Genomic DNA, 20,075 nt, shown 5'->3' on the forward strand with positions numbered 1-20,075 from the left:
ACTTTACCTTATGTCGCGATTTTAACACCATACACTATACTTAGACTGTTACAGTGAGATGGCTAACTCTTATGTCTGATAAAAATAGGGTGTTTAAAGCAAATTTTACGATTGCTGATTTAAGAGCACATCGTAATCACAAAGAGGTGTTTACTACGGCCTGTGGTCGTCGTGAAAGCTATCAGCATTTTGTACTTAAACTTTTAAGTTATTGCTTATTTTCTCATAATGAATCGGCCATCTTGAATACAAGTCATAGCCATTCTGAGCCTGATGTGTCAATAAAAGCGCTGGATGATCATTATCAAACGTGGCTAGCTGTTGACCAACCCGATATTGTGCAGCTCAATAAAATAGCGAAACGCGTGGATGAATTATGGGTTGTCACGACGCTAAACCATGAGTGGTTACAAGAGTATGAGCATCAACTAGAGCTGATAAATAATAGCCATTTAATTGCTTTTGATGACAACTTTATTGAGCAATTGGCGAGTCATTTAACGAAGAACTTACAGTGGGATGTAACGATAGATCAACAAACAGTGAGTGTGTCAGACAAAGAAAACTTCTACCAAACAAATGAACTTGTGTGGCATTAAAGCTCTATTTTCACCTTACCATTGGGCTTACTACAGCACAGTAACACTTCGCCTGTTCGAACAAACGCAAGTGGCTCTTGGTTGTAGCTCACGTCACCTTCAACTAATTTTGCACGGCATGCGCCACAATAACCTTCACGGCATTGGTAGGGGACATCTATTTTGTGTTGTTCTAGGCATTCAAGGAGAGATGAACAGCCAGAATCAAAATCAAGATCCTGGCTGTCTGTTCCTGCAAGGATAACCTGTGCAGTGGTATTCGCGCTCATTACAGGTCGAAGTCACCAAAATCTGATGCATCAACTTGTGAATCAATTTGGCCAACCAGGTAAGAGCTGATTTCAGCTTCTTGCGGCGCAACCTGAACATTGTCAGATACTAACCATGAGTTGATCCAAGGAATAGGGTTACTCTTACTTTCAAATTGAGCTGGCAAACCTACCGCAGTCATACGTGCATTTGTAATGTATTCAACGTATTGACATAAGATATCTTTGTTAAGACCGATCATTGAACCATCTTTAAATAGATACTCAGCCCAATCTTTTTCTTGTTCAGCGGCCTCTTTAAACATCTGGATCGCTTCTTCACGGCATTGTGCAGCAACGATTGCCATTTCTGGGTCGTCTTTACCTTCTTGCATGATGTTTAAGATGTGTTGCGTACCAGATAAGTGCAATGCTTCATCACGAGCGATTAGCTTGATGATTTTTGCATTACCTTCCATTAATTCACGTTCTGCGAACGCAAATGAACAAGCAAAACTAACGTAGAAGCGAATCGCTTCAAGAATGTTAACCGACATCATCGCAAGGTAAAGTTGCTTTTTAAGATCAAAAAGGTTGACCTTAACTTCTTCACCGTTGATCACATGTTTACCTTCACCGTACAGGTTGTAAACAGAAATCATGTTGATTAAGTCATCATAGTATTTAGTTACGGCATCCGCACGCTCACTGATTTTCTCGTTACTTACGATGTCATCAAAGATAAGCTCTGGCGATTGCGTCACGTTACGAATAATGTGCGTGTATGAACGGCTGTGAATGGTTTCACTGAATGCCCATGTTTCAATCCATGTTTCAAGCTCAGGGATAGACACAATTGGTAGTAACGCAACGTTAGGCGAGCGACCTTGTACACTATCAAGTAATGTTTGATATTTTAAGTTACTTAAAAAGATGTGTTTTTCGTGCTCTGGTAACGCTTGGAAGTCAAGACGGTCTTTACTTACGTCAACCTCTTCAGGACGCCAAAAGAACGATAATTGTTTTTCAATTAGCTTCTCGAAGATAGGGTACTTTTGTTGGTCGTAACGTGACACGTTTACCGTTTGGCCGAAAAACATCGGTTCTTGTAATTGGTTATTATGATTTCGGCTAAAAGTTGTATATGACATAGTGATTACTCAAAAAACAGTCAGGACAAAGCGGGCTAATGAGCCCGCTTTTGTTATGTTATTAATTTAATTAGATTTTACAAGCGCCGCCTGCACAACCATCATCTTCCACCTCTGGTGTTAGCTCATCTTGAGCATCCGATGCACCGTCACGCGTGTTGTGATAGTACAGGGTTTTAACACCAAGTTTGTACGCAGTCAGTAGGTCTTTTAATAGCACCTTCATAGGTACTTTACCGCCTTCGTACTTAGATGGATCATAGTTAGTGTTAGCAGAAATCGTTTGGTCAACGAACTTTTGCATAATACCAACAAGTTGTAGGTAACCATCGTTTGAAGGAATATCCCACAGTAGCTCGTAGTTATCTTTCAGGTTTTCATAATCTGGCACTACTTGCTTTAAGATACCATCTTTACTTGCTTTAACGCTGATATGACCACGTGGTGGTTCAATACCATTTGTTGCGTTAGAGATTTGTGATGATGTCTCTGAAGGCATAAGGGCAGATAGCGTTGAGTTACGCATACCGTGCTCTTGAATGCTTGCACGTAATGAATCCCAATCTAAGTGAAGTGGTTCATTACAGAACTGATCTAGGTCACGTTTGTAAGTATCTGTTGGCATAATGCCTTGAGAATACGTTGTCTCGTTAAATTTAGGACACGCACCGCGCTCTTTTGCTAACTCATTTGATGCTTTCATTAGATAATATTGAATTGCTTCAAATGTTTTGTGAGTTAGCGCGTTTGCGCTGCCATCTGAGTAACGCTTACCATTCTTCGCTAAGTAGTAAGCAAAGTTGATTACACCGATACCTAGTGTACGACGACCCATCGTTGCGTTTTTAGCTGCAGGAACTGGGTAGTCTTGGAAATCAAGTAAGTTATCAAGGGCACGAACAGCAAGTTCAGCAAGCTCTTCTAATTCATCTAATGACTCAATAGCACCTAAGTTAAACGCTGAAAGCGTACAAAGTGCAATTTCACCTTCTTCATCCATTACATTGCTTAGCGGCTTAGTCGGTAATGCAATCTCTAAACATAAGTTAGATTGACGAATTGGCGCCACAGTCGAGATGAATGGGCTGTGCGTATTACAGTGGTCAACGTTTTGTAAGTAGATACGACCTGTGCTCGCACGCTCTTGTGCAAACATTGAGAATAACTCAATCGCTTTAATACGTTTTTTACGAATAGACTCATCTTGTTCGTACTTAACATATAGCTCATCAAATTTGGCTTGATCTTCAAAGAACGCATCGTATAAACCCGGTACATCTGACGGGCTAAATAATGTGATGTAATCGTCTTTGATTAAACGGCTATACATTAATTTGTTGAACTGTACACCGTAGTCAAGGTGACGAACACGGTTGTCTTCAACACCACGGTTGTTCTTAAGCACAAGTAAGTTTTCAACTTCTAAGTGCCATAGTGGGTAGAATAGGGTTGCTGCGCCGCCACGTACACCACCTTGAGAACAGCTTTTAACTGCTGTTTGGAAGTGTTTATAAAACGGGATACAGCCAGTGTGGTACGCTTCGCCGTTACGAATTGGGCTACCTAGCGCACGAATGCGACCGGCATTAATACCAATACCTGCACGTTGTGAAACATACTTAACAATCGCAGACGATGTTGCATTGATAGAATCTAGGCTATCACCGCATTCAATTAATACACATGAACTGAACTGACGTGTTGGTGTACGCACACCTGCCATAATTGGTGTTGGTAATGAAATCTTGAATGTAGATACTGCGTCGTAAAAACGTTTGATGTAATCAAGACGTGTCTCTTTTGGATAATCAGAGAATAAGCTTGCAGCCACTAAGATATATAAAAACTGTGCACTTTCGTAAATTTCGCCAGTAACACGGTTTTGAACTAAATACTTACCTTCAAGTTGCTTAACAGCAGCGTAGCTGAAGTTTAAGTCACGGTTGTGATCGATGTAAGCATCTAACTCGTCAATTTCTTGCTCGGTATAATCAACTAATAGGTGTTGATCATAACGCTTGTCTTCAACTAATTTCGTGATGTGATCGTATAAGCGTGGTGGCTCAAATTGGCCATATGCTTTTTTACGTAAATGGAATACAGCTAAGCGAGCAGCAAGGTACTGGTAATCAGGCGTATCTTTAGAGATCTGATCTGCTGCAGCTTTGATGATTGTTTCATGAATGTCGTCGGTGCGAATGCCGTCATAAAATTGAATATGAGATTTTAATTCAACTTGTGAGACAGACACATTATCAAGACCTTCTGCGGCCCAAGCGATCACGCGATGGATCTTATCGAGATCAAGTGACTCTTTACGGCCGTCACGTTTGCTTACAGATAGCTGTTGGTTCATAGTTTTGCCTGTATTCCTTGGGAAATTATAGTTGTAAAGACAAAGGTATTCTTTATGTAATTATTATTATTAAACACCAGAGAACTAATTGAATAACATTTAGCCACAATATCTGGTGTTGTTTAAATTGCAGATCACAAGATAGTGTGGTCTGCGCTGTTTTGCAAGGGATAGAATTGCCCCATTTTGTGGATAACTATTGGATAAACGCTTTGTGTTAGTAACCATTAACCTTTGAACATTCATAGACGACGAAATTTGTAGAAATCAACAAAAGATCCAGAAAATTTACCGTAATTAAAAATAAATTTTGACTGTTTTTTTTATCATCAAAGAATGTTCAAAAGTAAATCAGATCACAATATATGGTGTTTTAGATATCAAATAACACTATATATGGTTAAAGCCATCAATTGGCGAGTGCCAATTAAAATCCGCTTGCCAGCCAAGCGCGGCGTCGACACTGGGTATGTAACCCCATAACGCCGTGGCGCTGTACATATTTGCAGCCTTTGCAGCTTGAATATCACGCTCAGCATCACCGATATATAAACAACGGCTCGGATCAACCTCTAAGATCTCAGCGGTATGGAGAAGTGGATCTGGCGATGGTTTTGCCACTGATAATGTATCACCACTGACAACAGCCTGGGCATTACTTAATGATGGGATCGCTTGCACTAAAGGTTCAGTTAAAAAGCCGGGCTTATTGGTCATAATGCCCCACTTAATATTGTTTTGCTTAAGCGCAATTAAAAGCTGCTCGATGCCAGTGAAGCATTTACTGTGTACAGCAATATCTTCAGCATAGTAATCCAGAAGCTGTTGGCGTAAAGCAAGTTGTTCAAGTTCAGGCCATTTATCACCAAAGCCGGCTTCTAATAATGCATTAGCGCCATTAGAAGCAGCAGGGCGGTATATATGTTCAGCAACAGGGGCCACATTGGCATCTGCTAACACACGGTTTAATGCGCCACCTAAATCATCTGCGGTATCGAGTAGTGTGCCATCTAAATCAAAGATAAAGGCATCAAAATCGATAGAGGGTGTTTGCACACCACTCATTAGGCTAGTTTCTCAAAGTGCAGGATGTAATTAACACTTACATCATCATTTAAGCTGTATTGCTTTGAAAATGGGTTGTAGTTAAGGCCAGTACTGGCTCTTACTTTTAGACCCGCTTCTTCAGCCCACGCAATAAGTTGTGCAGGTTTGATAAACTTTTTGTGGTCATGGGTACCTTCAGGCACCATTTTTAATAGCTTTTCAGCACCTACGATAGCAAACAAATAGGCTTTAGGTGTTTTATTTAGTGTTGAGAAGAACACATCGGCGCCCGGTTTAGCAAGCTCAGCAACAGCGCGTATAATAGATGCGGGATCTGGAACATGCTCAAGCATTTCCATACAGGTCACAACATCAAAGCGAGCAGGGTGCTCAGCAGCAAACTGTTCTGCAGGTACCTTTATATAGTCAACAGGTACGCCCGTTTCTAAACTATGCAATTTAGCAACGGTTAAAGGCTCTTGTCCCATATCGATGCCGGTTACTTTTGCGCCCATACGCGCCATACTTTCACTCAAAATGCCGCCACCACAGCCAACATCTAAAGTTTCCTTATCAAATAAGCCGCCCACTTTATCAGCGACAAAATCCAAACGTAGAGGATTTATTTCATGAAGGGGTTTGAACTCTCCGTCGCGGTCCCACCAACGTTCTGCGATGGCTTCAAACTTTGCAATTTCTGCATTATCTACATTTTGATGCTCGGTCATAAAAAACTTCCTCGTTAATCTGAGGCCATTATATAGGGGGAAATTAATAAATCGCAAAGATTTAGCGCCTGTAAATCTAAATAAATTGTGATAGCATGGTCTGGAAATAATAACTAAAGCTCTTAAGACGGCGGTTTGCCCCTTAATGAGTCAATACTGAAGGAATGTGAAATCAAATGACTGATCTCGCCAATGAAATTCTGCCAGTCAATATTGAAGATGAATTAAAAAACTCCTACCTAGATTATGCAATGAGTGTAATCGTAGGACGTGCATTGCCAGACGTACGTGACGGCTTAAAGCCAGTTCACCGCCGCGTTCTATTTGCAATGAACGAACTCAATAATGATTGGAATAAACCTTACAAGAAATCAGCACGTGTTGTTGGTGATGTAATCGGTAAGTACCACCCACATGGCGACAGCGCGGTATATGACACCATCGTTCGTATGGCGCAGCCTTTCTCATTACGCTATATGCTTGTTGACGGCCAAGGTAACTTTGGTTCTGTTGACGGTGACTCTGCGGCAGCAATGCGTTATACGGAAGTCCGTATGGCGAAAATGTCACATGAATTATTAGCTGACTTAGAAAAAGAAACGGTTGATTACGTACCTAACTACGACGGTACTGAGCAAATTCCTGACGTATTACCTACAAAAGTACCTAACTTATTAGTGAACGGTTCTTCAGGTATCGCGGTTGGTATGGCAACAAACATTCCGCCTCATAACTTAACAGAAGTTATCAATGGCTGTTTAGCGCTTATTCAAAACCCAGATTTGACAATTGCTGACCTTATTGAATATATCCCAGGTCCGGATTTCCCGACTGCGGCGATTATCAATGGTAAAAAAGGCATTGAGCAAGCGTACTTAACCGGTCGTGGTAAGGTATATATCCGTGCTCGTGCTGAAATCGAAGTTGACGAAAAAACCGGTCGTGAAACAATCATCGTTCACGAAATCCCTTATCAAGTTAACAAAGCACGCCTTATCGAAAAGATCGCAGAGCTTGTTAAAGATAAGAAAATTGAAGGTATTAGCGCACTACGTGACGAATCAGATAAAGACGGTATGCGTATCGTTATCGAAATCAAACGTGGTGATGTTGGTGAAGTAATCTTAAACAACCTATATGCACAAACTCAGTTACAAACTGTGTTTGGTATGAACATGGTTGCACTTGATAATAACCAACCTAAGTGTTTCAACTTAAAAGAAATGCTTGAAGCGTTTATCATTCACCGCCGCGAAGTGGTAACACGTCGTACAGTATTTGATTTGCGTAAAGCCCGTGACCGCGCTCACACGCTTGAAGGCTTAGCAATTGCCCTTGCGAATATCGATCCTATTATCGAACTTATTCGTAAGTCACCAACACCAGCAGAAGCAAAAGCTGCATTAACAGCACGTTCTTGGGAACTAGGTACTGTTAAAGCAATGCTTGAAAAAGCAGGTGAAGATAACGTAGCACGTCCTGATTGGTTAGCCGCTGATTTAGGTATCCGTGACGGTCAGTACTATTTATCTGAGCAACAAGCACAAGCTATTCTAGACCTACGTTTACACAAATTAACGGGTCTTGAGCACGAGAAGATCTTAGACGAGTACCAAACACTTCTAGATCTAATTGCTGAGCTTTTACACATTCTTTCAAGCCCAGAGCGTTTAATGGAAGTTATCCGCGACGAGCTTGTAGAAATCAAAGAGCAATATGGTGATGAACGCCGTACTGAAATCAGTGCAGCTGCTCACGATATTAGCCTTGAAGACCTAATCAATGAAGAAGACGTTGTTGTAACGCTTTCTCACGAAGGTTACGTTAAGTATCAACCATTATCTGACTACGAAGCACAGCGTCGTGGTGGTAAAGGTAAATCAGCAACGAAGATGAAAGATGAAGACTTCATCGAACGTCTATTAGTTGCTAACACACACGATACAATCCTGTGTTTCTCAACGGCAGGTCGTCTATATTGGTTGAAAGTATATCAATTACCATTAGCGAGCCGTGCAGCGCGTGGTAAGCCAATTGTTAACTTATTACCACTTGAAGCTGATGAGCGTATCACTGCTATCTTACCAGTACGCGAGTACGAAGAAGATAAATACATCTTCATGGCAACAGCGTTTGGTACAGTTAAGAAAACACCACTGACTGCGTATAGCCGTCAACGTGCAAGCGGTATCATCGCGGTTAACCTAAATGAAGGCGATAGCCTAATTGGTGTTGATATCACTGATGGCACGAATGAAATCATGCTATTCACTGATGCTGGTAAAGTTGTTCGCTTTAAAGAAGCAGAAGAGTCAGAAGTTGTTGATGAAAACGGTAACCCAGTTCTAGATGAAAATGGTAACCCGGAAATCCGCTTCAAAGGTGTACGTCCAATGGGTCGAACAGCAACAGGTGTTCGTGGTATTAAGATGGCTGACGACCAACGTGTTGTGTCGTTAATCGTACCTAAGTCAGATGGCGCAATCTTAACTGTGACAGAAAACGGTTATGGTAAGCGTACTGCACTTGAAGATTACCCATCGAAGAGCCGTGCAACACAAGGTGTTGTATCAATCAAAGTAAGCGAGCGAAATGGCGCTGTGGTTGGTGCAGTACAAGTTGACGAAAACGACGAAATCATGATCATCTCTAATCGCGGTACACTTGTACGTACGCGTGTAAACGAGGTTTCTACGGTTGGTCGTAATACTCAGGGCGTTATTTTGATACGAACTATTGACGAAGAGCAAGTAGTTGGTTTACAACGTATCGAAGAAATCGAAGTTGATGAGCTAGAAGCCATCGAAGGCGAGGCCGTTGAAGTAGTCGATACAAATACTGAAGAAACGGGTGATAACCCACCTTCAGAATAACATTGATTTAAAAAGCGGCTTCGGCCGCTTTTTTTATCCGCACTATAATTACTGGAATGAGGCAAAGTAATGACTAAATATAATTTTTGTGCAGGACCGGCAATGTTACCGCCGGCAGTTATGCAAAAAGCACAAAAAGAGTTTATTGATTGGCAAGGTTTAGGTGTTTCTGTGATGGAAATCAGCCATCGCAGCAGTGACTTTTTAGCGCTAACCGCCAAATGTGAAGCAAGCTTACGCCGCTTAATGAATATTAGCGATGAGTTTGAAGTGTTATTTATGCACGGTGGTGGCCGTGGTCAATTTAGTGCGGTTCCTTTGAACCTTCACCTTGATGGTAAGCCTGCTGTGTACTGTGAAAACGGTGTATGGTCTAAAGGTGCTACTGAAGAAGCTGCAAAATTCACCACTGTGCAAAGCATTAATGTACGTGATGATGAACAGCAAAATGGCCAGTTTTCTATTAAACCAGCGAGCAGCTGGGAATTACCTGCAGATGCGTCATACATTCACTATTGCCCGAATGAAACCGTCGACGGCATAGAAATTTTTGAAGTACCTAAACACCCATCTGCACCGATTGTCGCTGATATGTCTTCGACTATTTTATCGCGCGAGTTTGACGTAAATCAGTTTGATCTTATTTACGCCGGCGCACAAAAGAATATCGGCCCGTCTGGTTTATCGATTGTTATTGTTCGTAAAACGCTCCTTGAGCGTGAAGGTCTTGCAAAGCCAGGCATCCTTGATTACGCCTTAGAAGCAAAACAAGGCAGCATGTATAACACACCACCGACATTTGCGTGGTACTTAGCTGCTGAAGTGTTCGAATGGCTTGAAGCAAACGGTGGCGTTAAAGCGATGGAAGAGCAAAACATCGCAAAAGCAGAACTACTTTATAACTTTATTGATAGTTCAGCGTTTTATAGCAATAAAGTTGCTAAACATTGCCGTTCACGTATGAACGTGCCGTTTTGGCTAAATGATGAATCACTGAATGATAAATTTATCAGTGAATCAAAAGAAGCTGGCCTATTAGCCCTTGAAGGCCACCGCATTGTTGGTGGCATGCGCGCGAGTATCTACAATGCGATGCCGCTTGAAGGTGTTCAAGCGTTGGTTGATTTTATGGATAAATTCGCCAAGGAGAACAGCTAATTATGGAACAGCTTCGTCTTGAACCTATCTCTAAAGTAAATGGCAGTGTGACACTGCCTGGCTCAAAAAGCTTATCAAACCGTATCTTGTTACTCGCTGCACTGGCAGAGGGCACAACAGTTGTTGAAAACCTACTAGACAGTGATGATATTCGCCACATGCTAGGTGCGTTAAAACTGCTAGGTGTGAATGTTACGTTAAATGAAGACAAAACAGTGGCAACTGTAGAAGGTGTTGCTGGTCAATTCAAAACGCCAAGTGAGCCACTGTTCTTAGGTAATGCTGGCACGGCTTATCGTCCTCTTACTGCGGTGTTAGCGGCGGTAGAAGGCGAATACCAGCTAGTGGGTGAGCCACGTATGGAAGAGCGCCCAATCGGCCATTTGGTTGATGCTCTGCAAGCACTTGGCGGTGATGTTGAATACCTTAAACATAAAGACTATCCACCACTGGCCATTAAAGGTGGCAAAATCAATGGTGGACAAGTTGAAATTGATGGCAGTATTTCAAGTCAGTTCTTAACTGCACTATTAATGGCAGCGCCATTATTTAATGGTGACACAGAAATTACCATTAAAGGCACGCTGGTATCAAAGCCTTACATTGATATTACCCTTGATGTAATGAAGCGTTTTGGTGTGACTGTAAGCCATGATAACTACCAAACATTTTACGTTAAAGGCTGTCAGCAGTACCAAGCACTTGAGCGTATTATGGTTGAAGGCGATGCTTCAAGTGCCTCTTATTTTGTTGCGGCGGCTGCAATAGCGGGCGGCGAAATAGAAATTAATGGGGTAGGTGCGGCATCAGTTCAAGGTGACATTGGTTTTGCCAAAGTGATGGAGCAAGTGGGCGCTAAAATTGATTGGTACGATGAAAAGCTGGTGGTTCGTAAAGGCGAGCTGAACGCAGTGGATATTGATGCTAATGCAATTCCTGATGCGGCAATGACGCTGGCCACTGTTGCGTTATTCGCAAAAGGTAAAACAGCAATTCGTAACATTTATAACTGGCGCGTAAAAGAAACAGATCGCTTGTATGCCATGGCGACTGAGCTTCGCAAAGTCGGCGCAGAGGTTGTTGAAGGGGAAGATTTCATCGAAATTACACCACCTGAGACATTCAACGATGTCGCGATTGACACCTATAACGATCACCGCATTGCCATGTGTTTTGCAATGGTTGCCGTTGGCGGAAAGCCAATAACCATTAACGATCCTAAGTGTACATACAAAACTTTTCCAACGTTTTTCAAAGTACTAGAGTCTGTCTCAAGTCAATAAAACAGAAGAAAATATAAAAAGTTACATTCTAAATGCGGATCTATTGCAAGAACTGGCGTATAATGTCGCGGTTTTATTTTGGTGTGCATTGCAGGAGGTTATAAATGCAGGCGTTATCAATGCCCGTAATCACCATCGATGGCCCAAGTGGTTCAGGTAAAGGAACTGTTTGTCGCTTGTTAGCCGAGAAATTAGGTTGGGATGTATTAGACAGCGGTGCGATTTATCGTGTGCTGTCACTTGCAGCGCTTCATCATCAAATTGAATTAGATAATGAAGATGCGCTAGTGCCGCTAGCTGCAAACTTAGATGTACAGTTTTTGGTCGATAGCCAAACGCACACATCTAAAATTGTCTTGGAAGGCGAAGACGTCACAACCACAATTCGTAATGAAGAAGTCGGTGCTGCGGCATCTAAAATTGCTGCATTACCACGGGTGAGAGAAGCATTATTACGTCGTCAACGTGCGTTTCGTACTGAGAGCGGCCTAATTGCCGATGGTCGTGATATGGGCACGGTTGTGTTCCCAGATGCACCATTAAAGATTTATTTAACCGCAACGGCTGAAGAGCGTGCTCGTCGTCGCTTTGCTGAGTTGAACGAACGCGGTCTTGATGTTACACTAAGTGGTCTACTAGAGGACATAAAAGCTCGCGATCACCGTGATATGACACGTGAAGTTGCGCCGCTTGTTCCTGCAGAAGACGCCATTGAAATCGATACTAGCGAGTTCAATGCATTGCAAGTGTTTGATAAAGTTGTAACTTTAATCGACGAAGCCGTACTTGCAGGTAAGCTTCCAAAAGCTAAAAAGTAATTTATTAAGGTGCCGGCAGGAAGCCAGTGCTATTTTAACAACCCCATGCAGCATGGTTGCTAATTGGTTATTTAATTATTTAGAGACGTATAATGTCAGAAAATTTTGCGCAGTTATTTGAAGAAAGCCTAAAGGGTTTTGAAGCAGAGCAAGGCTCTATCGTTAAAGGTACAGTTATCTCAATCGAGAACAACATCGTACTTGTTGATGCTGGTCTTAAATCTGAGAGTGCAATCCCTGCTGAGCAATTCAAAAATGCTGCTGGTGAACTAGAAGTTGCTGTTGGCGACGAAGTAGATGTAGCTTTAGACGCAATCGAAGACGGTTTCGGTGAAACTATCCTTTCTCGTGAGAAAGCGAAGCGTCACGAAGCGTGGATCCGCTTAGAAAAAGCATGTGAAGAGCAAGAGACTGTTACTGGTGTTATCAACGGTAAAGTTAAAGGCGGTTTCACTGTTGAAGTTGATTCAATCCGTGCATTCTTACCTGGTTCACTTGTTGATGTTCGTCCAGTACGTGACACAACTCACCTTGAAGGTAAAGAGCTTGAGTTCAAAGTAATCAAGCTTGACCAAAAACGTAACAACGTTGTTGTTTCTCGCCGTGCAGTTATCGAATCAGAAAACTCACAAGAGCGTGAAGAGCTTCTTGCTAACCTTGTTGAAGGTCAAGAAGTTAAAGGTATCGTTAAGAACCTTACTGACTACGGTGCGTTCGTTGACCTTGGTGGTGTTGACGGTCTACTACACATCACAGACATGGCGTGGAAGCGTGTTAAGCACCCTTCAGAAATCGTTAATGTTGGCGACGAAATCGCAGTTAAAGTTCTTAAATTCGACAAAGATAAAACTCGTGTATCTCTAGGTCTTAAACAACTTGGCGAAGATCCATGGGCAGCTATCGCTGGTCGTTACCCAGAAGGTTCTAAGCTTTCTGGTCGTGTAACTAACCTTACTGACTACGGTTGTTTCGTTGAAATCGAAGAAGGCGTAGAAGGTCTAGTACACGTTTCTGAAATGGATTGGACTAACAAGAACATCCACCCTTCAAAAGTTGTTTCACTAGGTGACACTGTTGAAGTTATGGTTCTTGAAATCGACGAAGAGCGTCGTCGTATTTCTCTTGGTCTTAAGCAATGTATTGCTAACCCATGGCAAGAATTTGCTCGTCTACAAAACAAAGGCGACCAAGTTACTGGTAAGATCAAATCAATCACTGACTTCGGTATCTTCATCGGTCTTGAAGGCGGTATTGACGGTCTTGTTCACCTTTCAGACATTTCTTGGAACACGCCAGGCGAAGAAGCTGTACGTGAATTCAAGAAAGGCGACGAAATCACTGCTATCGTATTACAAGTTGACCCAGAGCGTGAGCGTATCTCTCTAGGCGTTAAACAAATCGAAGCTGACCCATTCAATAACTACCTGGACGCAAACAAAAAAGGTGCTATTGTTAAAGGTAAAGTGACTGAAGTTGATGCGAAAGGCGCAACTGTTGAGCTAATCGAAGGCGTTGAAGGTTACATCCGTGTAGCTGATATCGCTCAAGAGCGCGTTGAAGATGCTACTACTGTAGTTTCTGTAGGCGACGAAATCGAAGCGAAATACGTTGGTGTTGATCGTAAGAACCGCACTTTAAGCTTATCTGTTAAAGCTCTTTTCGAAGCAGAAGAGAAAGAAGTACTAGAGAAGCTTAAGAAAGAAGAGCCAGCGTTCGAAAACGCTATGGCTGCAGCATTCAAAAATGCTCAAAAAGACTAATATCTAGTCTTTTAAAATTGGAAGGGCAGTTTTGCCCTTCCTTTACCACTCTTTAAGGAAACGCTATGACTAAGTCAGAATTGATAGAACAACTTGCCGAGCAACACGCACACATCCCTGTGAAAGATGTTGAAAATGCCGTTAAAGAAATTCTTGAACAAATGGCCGGCTCATTATCTAGCTCAGATCGCATCGAGATCCGTGGCTTTGGAAGTTTCTCATTGCATTATCGTTCTCCTCGCACAGGTCGTAATCCAAAGACTGGCGAAACAGTTGAGTTAGACGGTAAGCACGTACCACATTTTAAACCAGGTAAAGAATTACGTGACCGCGTAAATGCGAGTATTGCCTAGTTTTATACAGGAGTAGTTACTTGTTTAGGGTATTAAAAATCGTATTGATTGCGCTGTGTTTATTTGTTGCGTTTGTACTTGGTTCACAGAATCCACAATTGGTGCAAATCAATTATTTAATCGCGAGTAATACATTGCCCCTAGCTGTTGTAATAAGTATCTGCTTTATTTTAGGTGTCGCAATTGGTTGTTTTATAAGCTTTACACTGTTTTCTCAGTTAAAGTGGCAAAATTATCGTTTAAAAAAGAAATTAGCGCCTGAAAAAAACAATAAAAAGCTTGTTGCTAATAAAGACACCTAATCATGATTGAGCTTCTGTTTTTACTTTTACCCGTTGCAGCCGGTTACGGTTGGATAATGGGTAAAAACAGCGCTAAAAACCAAGCTCATCAGCTTAATCGCCAAATTACCTCTGAATATTCTAAAGGCCTTAAATTTCTCTTAGACAGAGAAGAAGACCAAGGCTTAGAACACCTTATTAATCTACTCGAAGTTGCTGCTGATTCTGTTGAACACTATTCAACGCTAGCCACTATGTTCCGCCGCCGTGGCGAACTTGACCGTGCTATTAAAATTCATGAGCTGCTATTAAAACACCCAAGTCTTGATGAGCAACAAGCTGCAACCAGCCGCTTAGAACTTGCTGAAGATTACATTATGGCAGGCTTGTTAGATGGTGCAGAAGAGCATTTAGTATGGCTTGTTAAGGCAGGCTATAAAGAAGCGTTAGAGCCTATTATTAATCTTTATTCACAAACCCGTGAATGGGAAAAGGGCATTAACATGTACGAGGCCCACAGTGAGTTGTTCACTAAACCTCAGCATGTAAAAGCGATTGCAAATTTTTATTGTGAAGCAGCCTTACAAGATAACGATACGCAAATTATGCGTAAAGCTATTAGCTTAAACCACAAAGCTATTCGCCCGTTGTATGAGCTTGGTCACAGTGCTTTTACTAAAGAAGATTATGTAAAAGCAATTTACTATTGGCGTGAGCTGATTAGCCAGTTCACGTTTTTTGCGCCAGTATTTATTGAAGAATTAGCACTGAGTTATCAAAAGCTCAATTTAACACATCAGTTTTACGAATTACTTAATGAATTACTCGATAAAGGTGGCGTATTAATAAAAATAAAACACTGCCAAGCCTTACTTGAGCAAGGTCACATAGAGCAAGCAATTAAATTTTTAACGGATAGTTTAAAGCGTCATCCGACTATTCGTGGCTTTAGCTTTTTATTACAGCTACTTGCCAAACAAAACAACGATATTAAAGATGTACTCGATCAAATTGATAAGTTAGTAACGTCTTATATCGCAACCAAACCCGATTTTCAGTGCCAACACTGTGGCTTTACCAGTCATACCATTTATTGGGTATGTCCATCTTGTAAGCACTGGGAAACAATTGTTCCAAGCCGTGGCATAGACGGTTTTTAATTCATATTAGTCCATTAGTTTTTAGGAAAGTTATGTCTGTCGAAGATTCAAAAAAAGTATTAATTGCCCTTGATTATGATGATCAACAAACAGCTCTTGCGTTTGTAAAGCAATTATCGCCTGATACGTGTCGCCTTAAAGTAGGCAAAGAAATGTTCACGTATTTTGGTCCTAGCTTTGTTAAGGAACTAATCGACTTAGGTTTTGATGTATTCTTAGACCTAAAATTTCACGATATTCCAAACACAGTGGCTAAAGCTGTAACAGCTGCTGCAAAAATGGGTGTGTGGATGGTTAACGTACATGCCTCTGGCGGCGTTGAAATGATGACTAAAGCAAAACAAGCTTTAGAGCAGTTTGGTGATGATGCTCCATTACTGATTGCAGTAACTGTACTAACCAGTATGGATGCCGCAGAGCTAACTCGTTTAGGTGTAGATAAAACGCCAGAAGAGCAAGTAATTTACTTAGCAAAGCTTGCCAAAGAATCAGGCCTTGATGGGGTAGTGTGCTCAGCACAAGAAGCGAAAAAGCTAAAAGCAGAACTAGGCGCAGACTTCAAACTGGTTACTCCAGGTATTCGCCCAGCAGGCAGCGATGCCGGCGACCAAAAGCGCATCATGACACCAAAACAAGCCGTTGAAGATGGCAGCGACTATTTAGTTGTAGGCCGCCCAATCACTCAATCGGCAGACCCAGTTGCGACACTAAAAGAAATTAACGACTCACTAAAATAACCTCGTTATTTAAAATAGTCTCTATCGAGCATTGTAGGCACGGTTTATATCGCGCTATATACAATGCTCTTTTTGTTTGTGGCAATTTCCCTAGGTTATCTGCATTTGAGAATTAGCTAATCAAACTCGTTTTTGGACAAAAATGAGTTAGAGTATTTAATCAGTAACGCCCGCATTTGCGGCTGGTTTGGAGCGCGGCGGAAAACCAGTCCGCCAACTTGCGCTTGTTATACGTTCACTTTGAATTCTTTTCCGTGGCTATTTTTACGGCCTTTTCAAGGCTATCAGTTATTGTATCGGCAAGGTTGCCGCTATTAGACTCCATATCTTTTCTTGAAAATGCGCTGCTTCCACTGATATTCCAGTTTTCAAAGGCTTCTTTTAGTTGTTCCCACTCTGCATCTGCTCCATATGCATCTAGGTAAAATTCTCCAAATTTAATGGCATGCAACCTTTCGCCACTTTTCAGAGATTCATGCATAAACGAGTTGCTAAGGATAAATGCATATCTTGAAAGCGCCCCAAAAAGGCTTACAACAATAAGACCACGGAAAAGAGAATACAGGTAGTACGAAAGGCTACTGTTTGATGCCTGATGAAATAAATCTGCACTTGTTACCATTGTATAAATTGCAAAGCCAATCGCGAAAACAATGGAGAAAGCCCCTAATATCGCCCAATTTCTAGAAACATCATGGAATTTTGATTCCTTTTTACTAAGTAGCTGAAGTGCTGAATCTACGAATTTTTGTGATTTTGATTCGATAGATTTTCGGCTTTCCTCACGATACCGCTCTTTTTCGCGCTCGGCCTCAATAAGAAGATTTTTAAGCTCTGTTTCTTTCTGAAGAAGCTCTTTCTGCAGCGATTCTCGCATTTCTTCTGTTTCTTCGAATCGCCTAGCGAATTGGCGCTCCATATCCTTTTGCCGGGCATACAACTCTCTCTCCCGATTTTCAATAAGCTGATCCCTTTCGCTGAGTTCTTTTCTAAAATATTTCTCTCTTTCAATCTGCTCTTCTTTCAGGCGATTTTTATATTCCTCTAGCTCATGCTCTCTTGCCCTCAACATCTCCCTATAGTTTGAAAGCTCAGTCTCCCGTTCTTGGAGTTCAGAGTATATTGCCCTTTCTTTCATCATGCGATCACGTTTCTCTTTTTCGACGTATTCCATCATTTCTTCATTCATTTTAATTCTACCTGATGATCCATAGCCGCAAGAACGTATAACGCCTTACTAATGGGCGCATAAATGCTTGACTAAAATTAGCGACGAAGGAGCACAAGCCAAGCGTTTTGCGTCCTTTTGAGTAACATGTTATAAGTAGCCTAACTGAACCATTCCTGTCTTTTTTAGGAAAGCTGAGCCTAAAATAAATGGTCTGTGATACCCTGTTTTAGCATCTTCTGGCTGCTTTGGATCGACTAACATTATGCATTTATGGGCTGGGTGCTCTCCGCGTTTAAATAATAAATCTGCATGAGCCTCAGCTGTGCAATCCAAAATAGTACCGTCAGAAAGAGTTAACCAAACATGGGCTTTAATTGGTTCGTGAATATTGGGACTTTCTAGCTCTTTATTAATACTTTCATCTGACATTTCACAATAGATGTAATCATCCCAATACCGATCACCTATTGTGATATAGCTATCTATATTTAAGTCGGATTTTAGGTGGCTTTGAAGCATTAAGTGTACGGGAGTACATTTACTAGCTAGGTCTGAAGATGTAACGTAACCATAATGATTCAAAGCTTCTGCACACAACTGAAAAATGTTCTGTTTAACATCAATAGGCAAATCAGCTGTTAGTGGAAGTGGAGAGAAATCTAATTTTAGACCAAGTTTTTCAGTTCTATCGAGTGCTTCTACTAATCTTTTTCTATAATTCAATTTGAAAATCCTTTTATCGAACCTAGCTCTAAATTTTGAGCTACTTATAACGCCCCAATAATAAGTGAACCAAGTGCTGGCGGGCGATTTGCTCAGCAAATGGCATGACATGCCTTGGTGAATCTGATTAATTGGCTTGTTATGTTTTCCTGTTGCTCTCTATCTTTTTGTATTTAATAAAACAAACTAAAAACGCAACAATACAACCAATTTTGAAAACCAATAAGCTAAATGGGCGCCACCATGCACCTGTTTGCGCCTCAATAATGTCGGATACACCGAAAGCTACAAATGCAATTGATGCTATAAGGCTCGTTCTAAAATTAGCATCTGATTTACCTAGCTTAAAAGCATGCACCAATAGGCATAAGGCGATAATAAACCAGAACAAAGATTCCGCATAATTAAACTCTGCAATGTCCATATAACCTCATTTAGCTATTCGTAAATTTAGATGCCAAGAATTGAAGAAAACATAACACCTCAATAATGGGCGTAAAAATGCTTGGCTACAATTAGCGAAGAATGAGCGTAAGCCAAGCGTTTTGCGTCCTTTTGAGTAACTTGTTATGTCTCGTTTTCTATCGACTCTACTTTAGTATTCAATATTTTTCGCATCATTATCAACGAAAATTTAACACCGTCCTTTTCTGAAAGAATATCATTTAAGTAGATCTTATTGTCTGCATATAGTTTTGGAAAATTTATGCTCATATATGTCATTTGCTTTTTCTCGGCCTCCCAAAACCTATACTTTATTTCCTGATGCCCTGCGTATTTCTTCAGGAAGCGGTCAATGGTTAAACCTTCTTTATGCCAATTGACTAAGTCTTTAGTTAACCAAACGTCATTCCAACTCTCGAACAGAGGAAAGTGAGCAAATATATTTCTAACAAATTTAAACAATGGCCCACCAATTTCAGACTCCATAGGTGGTCTTTGTTTTTTGATCTCTTCTAAAACATATTTAAAAGGCTCGTACGCTAGCAATTCTGCGTAAACAGAAAACAAACTATTTACTATACTAAATCGATACCAATCGTCTTTATCCCAAAACGAGTCTTTAATAATTTCGTCTGAGAGGTCGTAAAACCTGTTGTAAGCAAGACTTAAAAAAGCTTCTTCTTGTGGTGTTGGTCGCAAATCCATGCAAGAGAACTCCGAGAGACATAACGCCCGCGTCACAGGCCGTGGGAACTGGCGGTGCTTTTGCGCAAGCAAAAGCGGTGACAGTTGCTGAAGGTCATGTGGACGCGCTTGTTAGGTGTATTACCATTTTCGTTCAAAATTAGAGCGAACTGTCGTGGAAATGTACGAATTAAGACCGTGACCTTGTATTGCTAATGCCTTCATTCTTTCTACGACAGCAGCTCCCGGTCTACGGCTAGTATATAGATAGTTACGCCATCTACCCGACATAAACCTTACTGTAATTGAGTCACCATCGATTTCATACGCTTCGACATTAGAGTTTCCATTGATGTTTCTATATGGCGTCATTTCAAATTCCCTCTCACATTTTGATTATTGGACTCAGACCTATTCGGCACCTAACGCTTTGCTAAAGGGCAATTTACTGTTGGCTATACTTGCGCGAAGCGCAAAGCCAACTGTTAATTGTCCCAGTGA

Annotated in this window: 19 protein-coding genes; 10 read left to right on the forward strand and 9 right to left on the reverse strand. The window is 41.3% G+C overall.

What is annotated here, in order from left to right:
* The first annotated feature begins 71 nt into the window (after positions 1 to 71).
* Complete coding sequence (locus P4S60_RS07175) at positions 72 to 599, forward strand: YaeQ family protein (protein WP_119851875.1); 528 nt, start codon at positions 72 to 74, stop codon at positions 597 to 599.
* Here the strand turns inward: P4S60_RS07175 and yfaE are convergent.
* The 5 genes from yfaE to ubiG form a co-directional block, all read right to left on the reverse strand.
* On the reverse strand, positions 596 to 868 hold the full coding sequence (gene yfaE, locus P4S60_RS07180; RefSeq protein ID WP_063705504.1) for a class I ribonucleotide reductase maintenance protein YfaE: 273 nt from the start codon (positions 866 to 868) through the stop codon (positions 596 to 598). The genes P4S60_RS07175 and yfaE overlap by 4 nt on opposite strands.
* The gene (gene nrdB / locus P4S60_RS07185) at positions 868 to 1,998 is read right to left on the reverse strand and encodes a class Ia ribonucleoside-diphosphate reductase subunit beta (protein WP_063705502.1); all 1,131 of its coding nucleotides are present in this window, start codon (positions 1,996 to 1,998) and stop codon (positions 868 to 870) included. Before nrdB ends, yfaE begins: the two co-directional genes overlap by 1 nt.
* Before the next feature lie 70 nt (positions 1,999 to 2,068).
* Positions 2,069 to 4,354 (reverse strand): class 1a ribonucleoside-diphosphate reductase subunit alpha, encoded by a 2,286-nt coding sequence (gene nrdA, locus P4S60_RS07190; RefSeq protein WP_063705499.1) that lies wholly within the window; start codon positions 4,352 to 4,354, stop codon positions 2,069 to 2,071.
* A 390-nt stretch (positions 4,355 to 4,744) separates the two neighbouring features.
* Positions 4,745 to 5,419, reverse strand: coding sequence for an HAD family hydrolase (locus P4S60_RS07195; RefSeq protein WP_138625138.1), 675 nt, complete (start codon positions 5,417 to 5,419; stop codon positions 4,745 to 4,747).
* Positions 5,419 to 6,129 (reverse strand): bifunctional 2-polyprenyl-6-hydroxyphenol methylase/3-demethylubiquinol 3-O-methyltransferase UbiG, encoded by a 711-nt coding sequence (gene ubiG / locus P4S60_RS07200; protein ID WP_105174078.1) that lies wholly within the window; start codon positions 6,127 to 6,129, stop codon positions 5,419 to 5,421. Before ubiG ends, P4S60_RS07195 begins: the two co-directional genes overlap by 1 nt.
* A gap of 176 nt (positions 6,130 to 6,305) precedes the next feature.
* Here ubiG and gyrA point away from each other — a divergent pair, with 176 nt between their 5' ends.
* From gyrA to pyrF, 9 genes are all read left to right on the forward strand, one after another.
* On the forward strand, positions 6,306 to 9,002 hold the full coding sequence (gene gyrA, locus P4S60_RS07205) for a DNA topoisomerase (ATP-hydrolyzing) subunit A (RefSeq protein WP_337115483.1): 2,697 nt from the start codon (positions 6,306 to 6,308) through the stop codon (positions 9,000 to 9,002).
* 69 nt (positions 9,003 to 9,071) lie between these two features.
* The gene (serC, locus tag P4S60_RS07210) at positions 9,072 to 10,160 is read left to right on the forward strand and encodes a 3-phosphoserine/phosphohydroxythreonine transaminase (protein WP_105180466.1); all 1,089 of its coding nucleotides are present in this window, start codon (positions 9,072 to 9,074) and stop codon (positions 10,158 to 10,160) included.
* 2 nt (positions 10,161 to 10,162) lie between these two features.
* Positions 10,163 to 11,443, forward strand: coding sequence for a 3-phosphoshikimate 1-carboxyvinyltransferase (aroA, locus tag P4S60_RS07215; RefSeq protein WP_138625137.1), 1,281 nt, complete (start codon positions 10,163 to 10,165; stop codon positions 11,441 to 11,443).
* A 104-nt stretch (positions 11,444 to 11,547) separates the two neighbouring features.
* Positions 11,548 to 12,261 carry a (d)CMP kinase gene (cmk, locus tag P4S60_RS07220; RefSeq protein ID WP_063705481.1) on the forward strand — a complete coding sequence of 238 codons (714 nt, stop codon included), beginning with the start codon at positions 11,548 to 11,550 and terminating at the stop codon, positions 12,259 to 12,261.
* Positions 12,262 to 12,353: 92 nt separating this feature from the next.
* Entirely contained in the window at positions 12,354 to 14,021 is a 1,668-nt protein-coding gene (rpsA, locus tag P4S60_RS07225) for a 30S ribosomal protein S1 (RefSeq protein WP_063705479.1), read from the forward strand.
* Between the two features lie 65 nt (positions 14,022 to 14,086).
* Complete coding sequence (gene ihfB, locus P4S60_RS07230) at positions 14,087 to 14,374, forward strand: integration host factor subunit beta (protein WP_036968575.1); 288 nt, start codon at positions 14,087 to 14,089, stop codon at positions 14,372 to 14,374.
* 20 nt (positions 14,375 to 14,394) lie between these two features.
* Positions 14,395 to 14,676, forward strand: coding sequence for a LapA family protein (locus tag P4S60_RS07235; protein WP_337115484.1), 282 nt, complete (start codon positions 14,395 to 14,397; stop codon positions 14,674 to 14,676).
* 2 nt (positions 14,677 to 14,678) lie between these two features.
* Entirely contained in the window at positions 14,679 to 15,815 is a 1,137-nt protein-coding gene (gene lapB, locus P4S60_RS07240) for a lipopolysaccharide assembly protein LapB (protein WP_058585078.1), read from the forward strand.
* Between the two features lie 32 nt (positions 15,816 to 15,847).
* Positions 15,848 to 16,552, forward strand: coding sequence for an orotidine-5'-phosphate decarboxylase (gene pyrF / locus P4S60_RS07245; protein ID WP_062564454.1), 705 nt, complete (start codon positions 15,848 to 15,850; stop codon positions 16,550 to 16,552).
* A gap of 235 nt (positions 16,553 to 16,787) precedes the next feature.
* On the opposite strand, the gene P4S60_RS07250 is transcribed toward pyrF, so the two are convergent.
* From P4S60_RS07250 to P4S60_RS07265, 4 genes are all read right to left on the reverse strand, one after another.
* A complete protein-coding gene (locus P4S60_RS07250) occupies positions 16,788 to 17,741 on the reverse strand; it encodes a hypothetical protein (RefSeq protein WP_138625136.1) in 954 nt (317 codons plus the stop codon).
* A gap of 129 nt (positions 17,742 to 17,870) precedes the next feature.
* Positions 17,871 to 18,446 (reverse strand): hypothetical protein, encoded by a 576-nt coding sequence (locus P4S60_RS07255; protein ID WP_337115485.1) that lies wholly within the window; start codon positions 18,444 to 18,446, stop codon positions 17,871 to 17,873.
* 139 nt (positions 18,447 to 18,585) lie between these two features.
* Positions 18,586 to 18,870, reverse strand: coding sequence for a hypothetical protein (locus P4S60_RS07260; RefSeq protein WP_138625134.1), 285 nt, complete (start codon positions 18,868 to 18,870; stop codon positions 18,586 to 18,588).
* Between the two features lie 143 nt (positions 18,871 to 19,013).
* The gene (locus P4S60_RS07265) at positions 19,014 to 19,595 is read right to left on the reverse strand and encodes a hypothetical protein (protein WP_138625133.1); all 582 of its coding nucleotides are present in this window, start codon (positions 19,593 to 19,595) and stop codon (positions 19,014 to 19,016) included.
* Between the last annotated feature and the right edge of the window lie 480 nt (positions 19,596 to 20,075).

It is taken from the genome of Pseudoalteromonas sp. Hal040, from assembly GCF_037162425.1.
GTDB lineage: Bacteria > Pseudomonadota > Gammaproteobacteria > Enterobacterales > Alteromonadaceae > Pseudoalteromonas > Pseudoalteromonas gelatinilytica.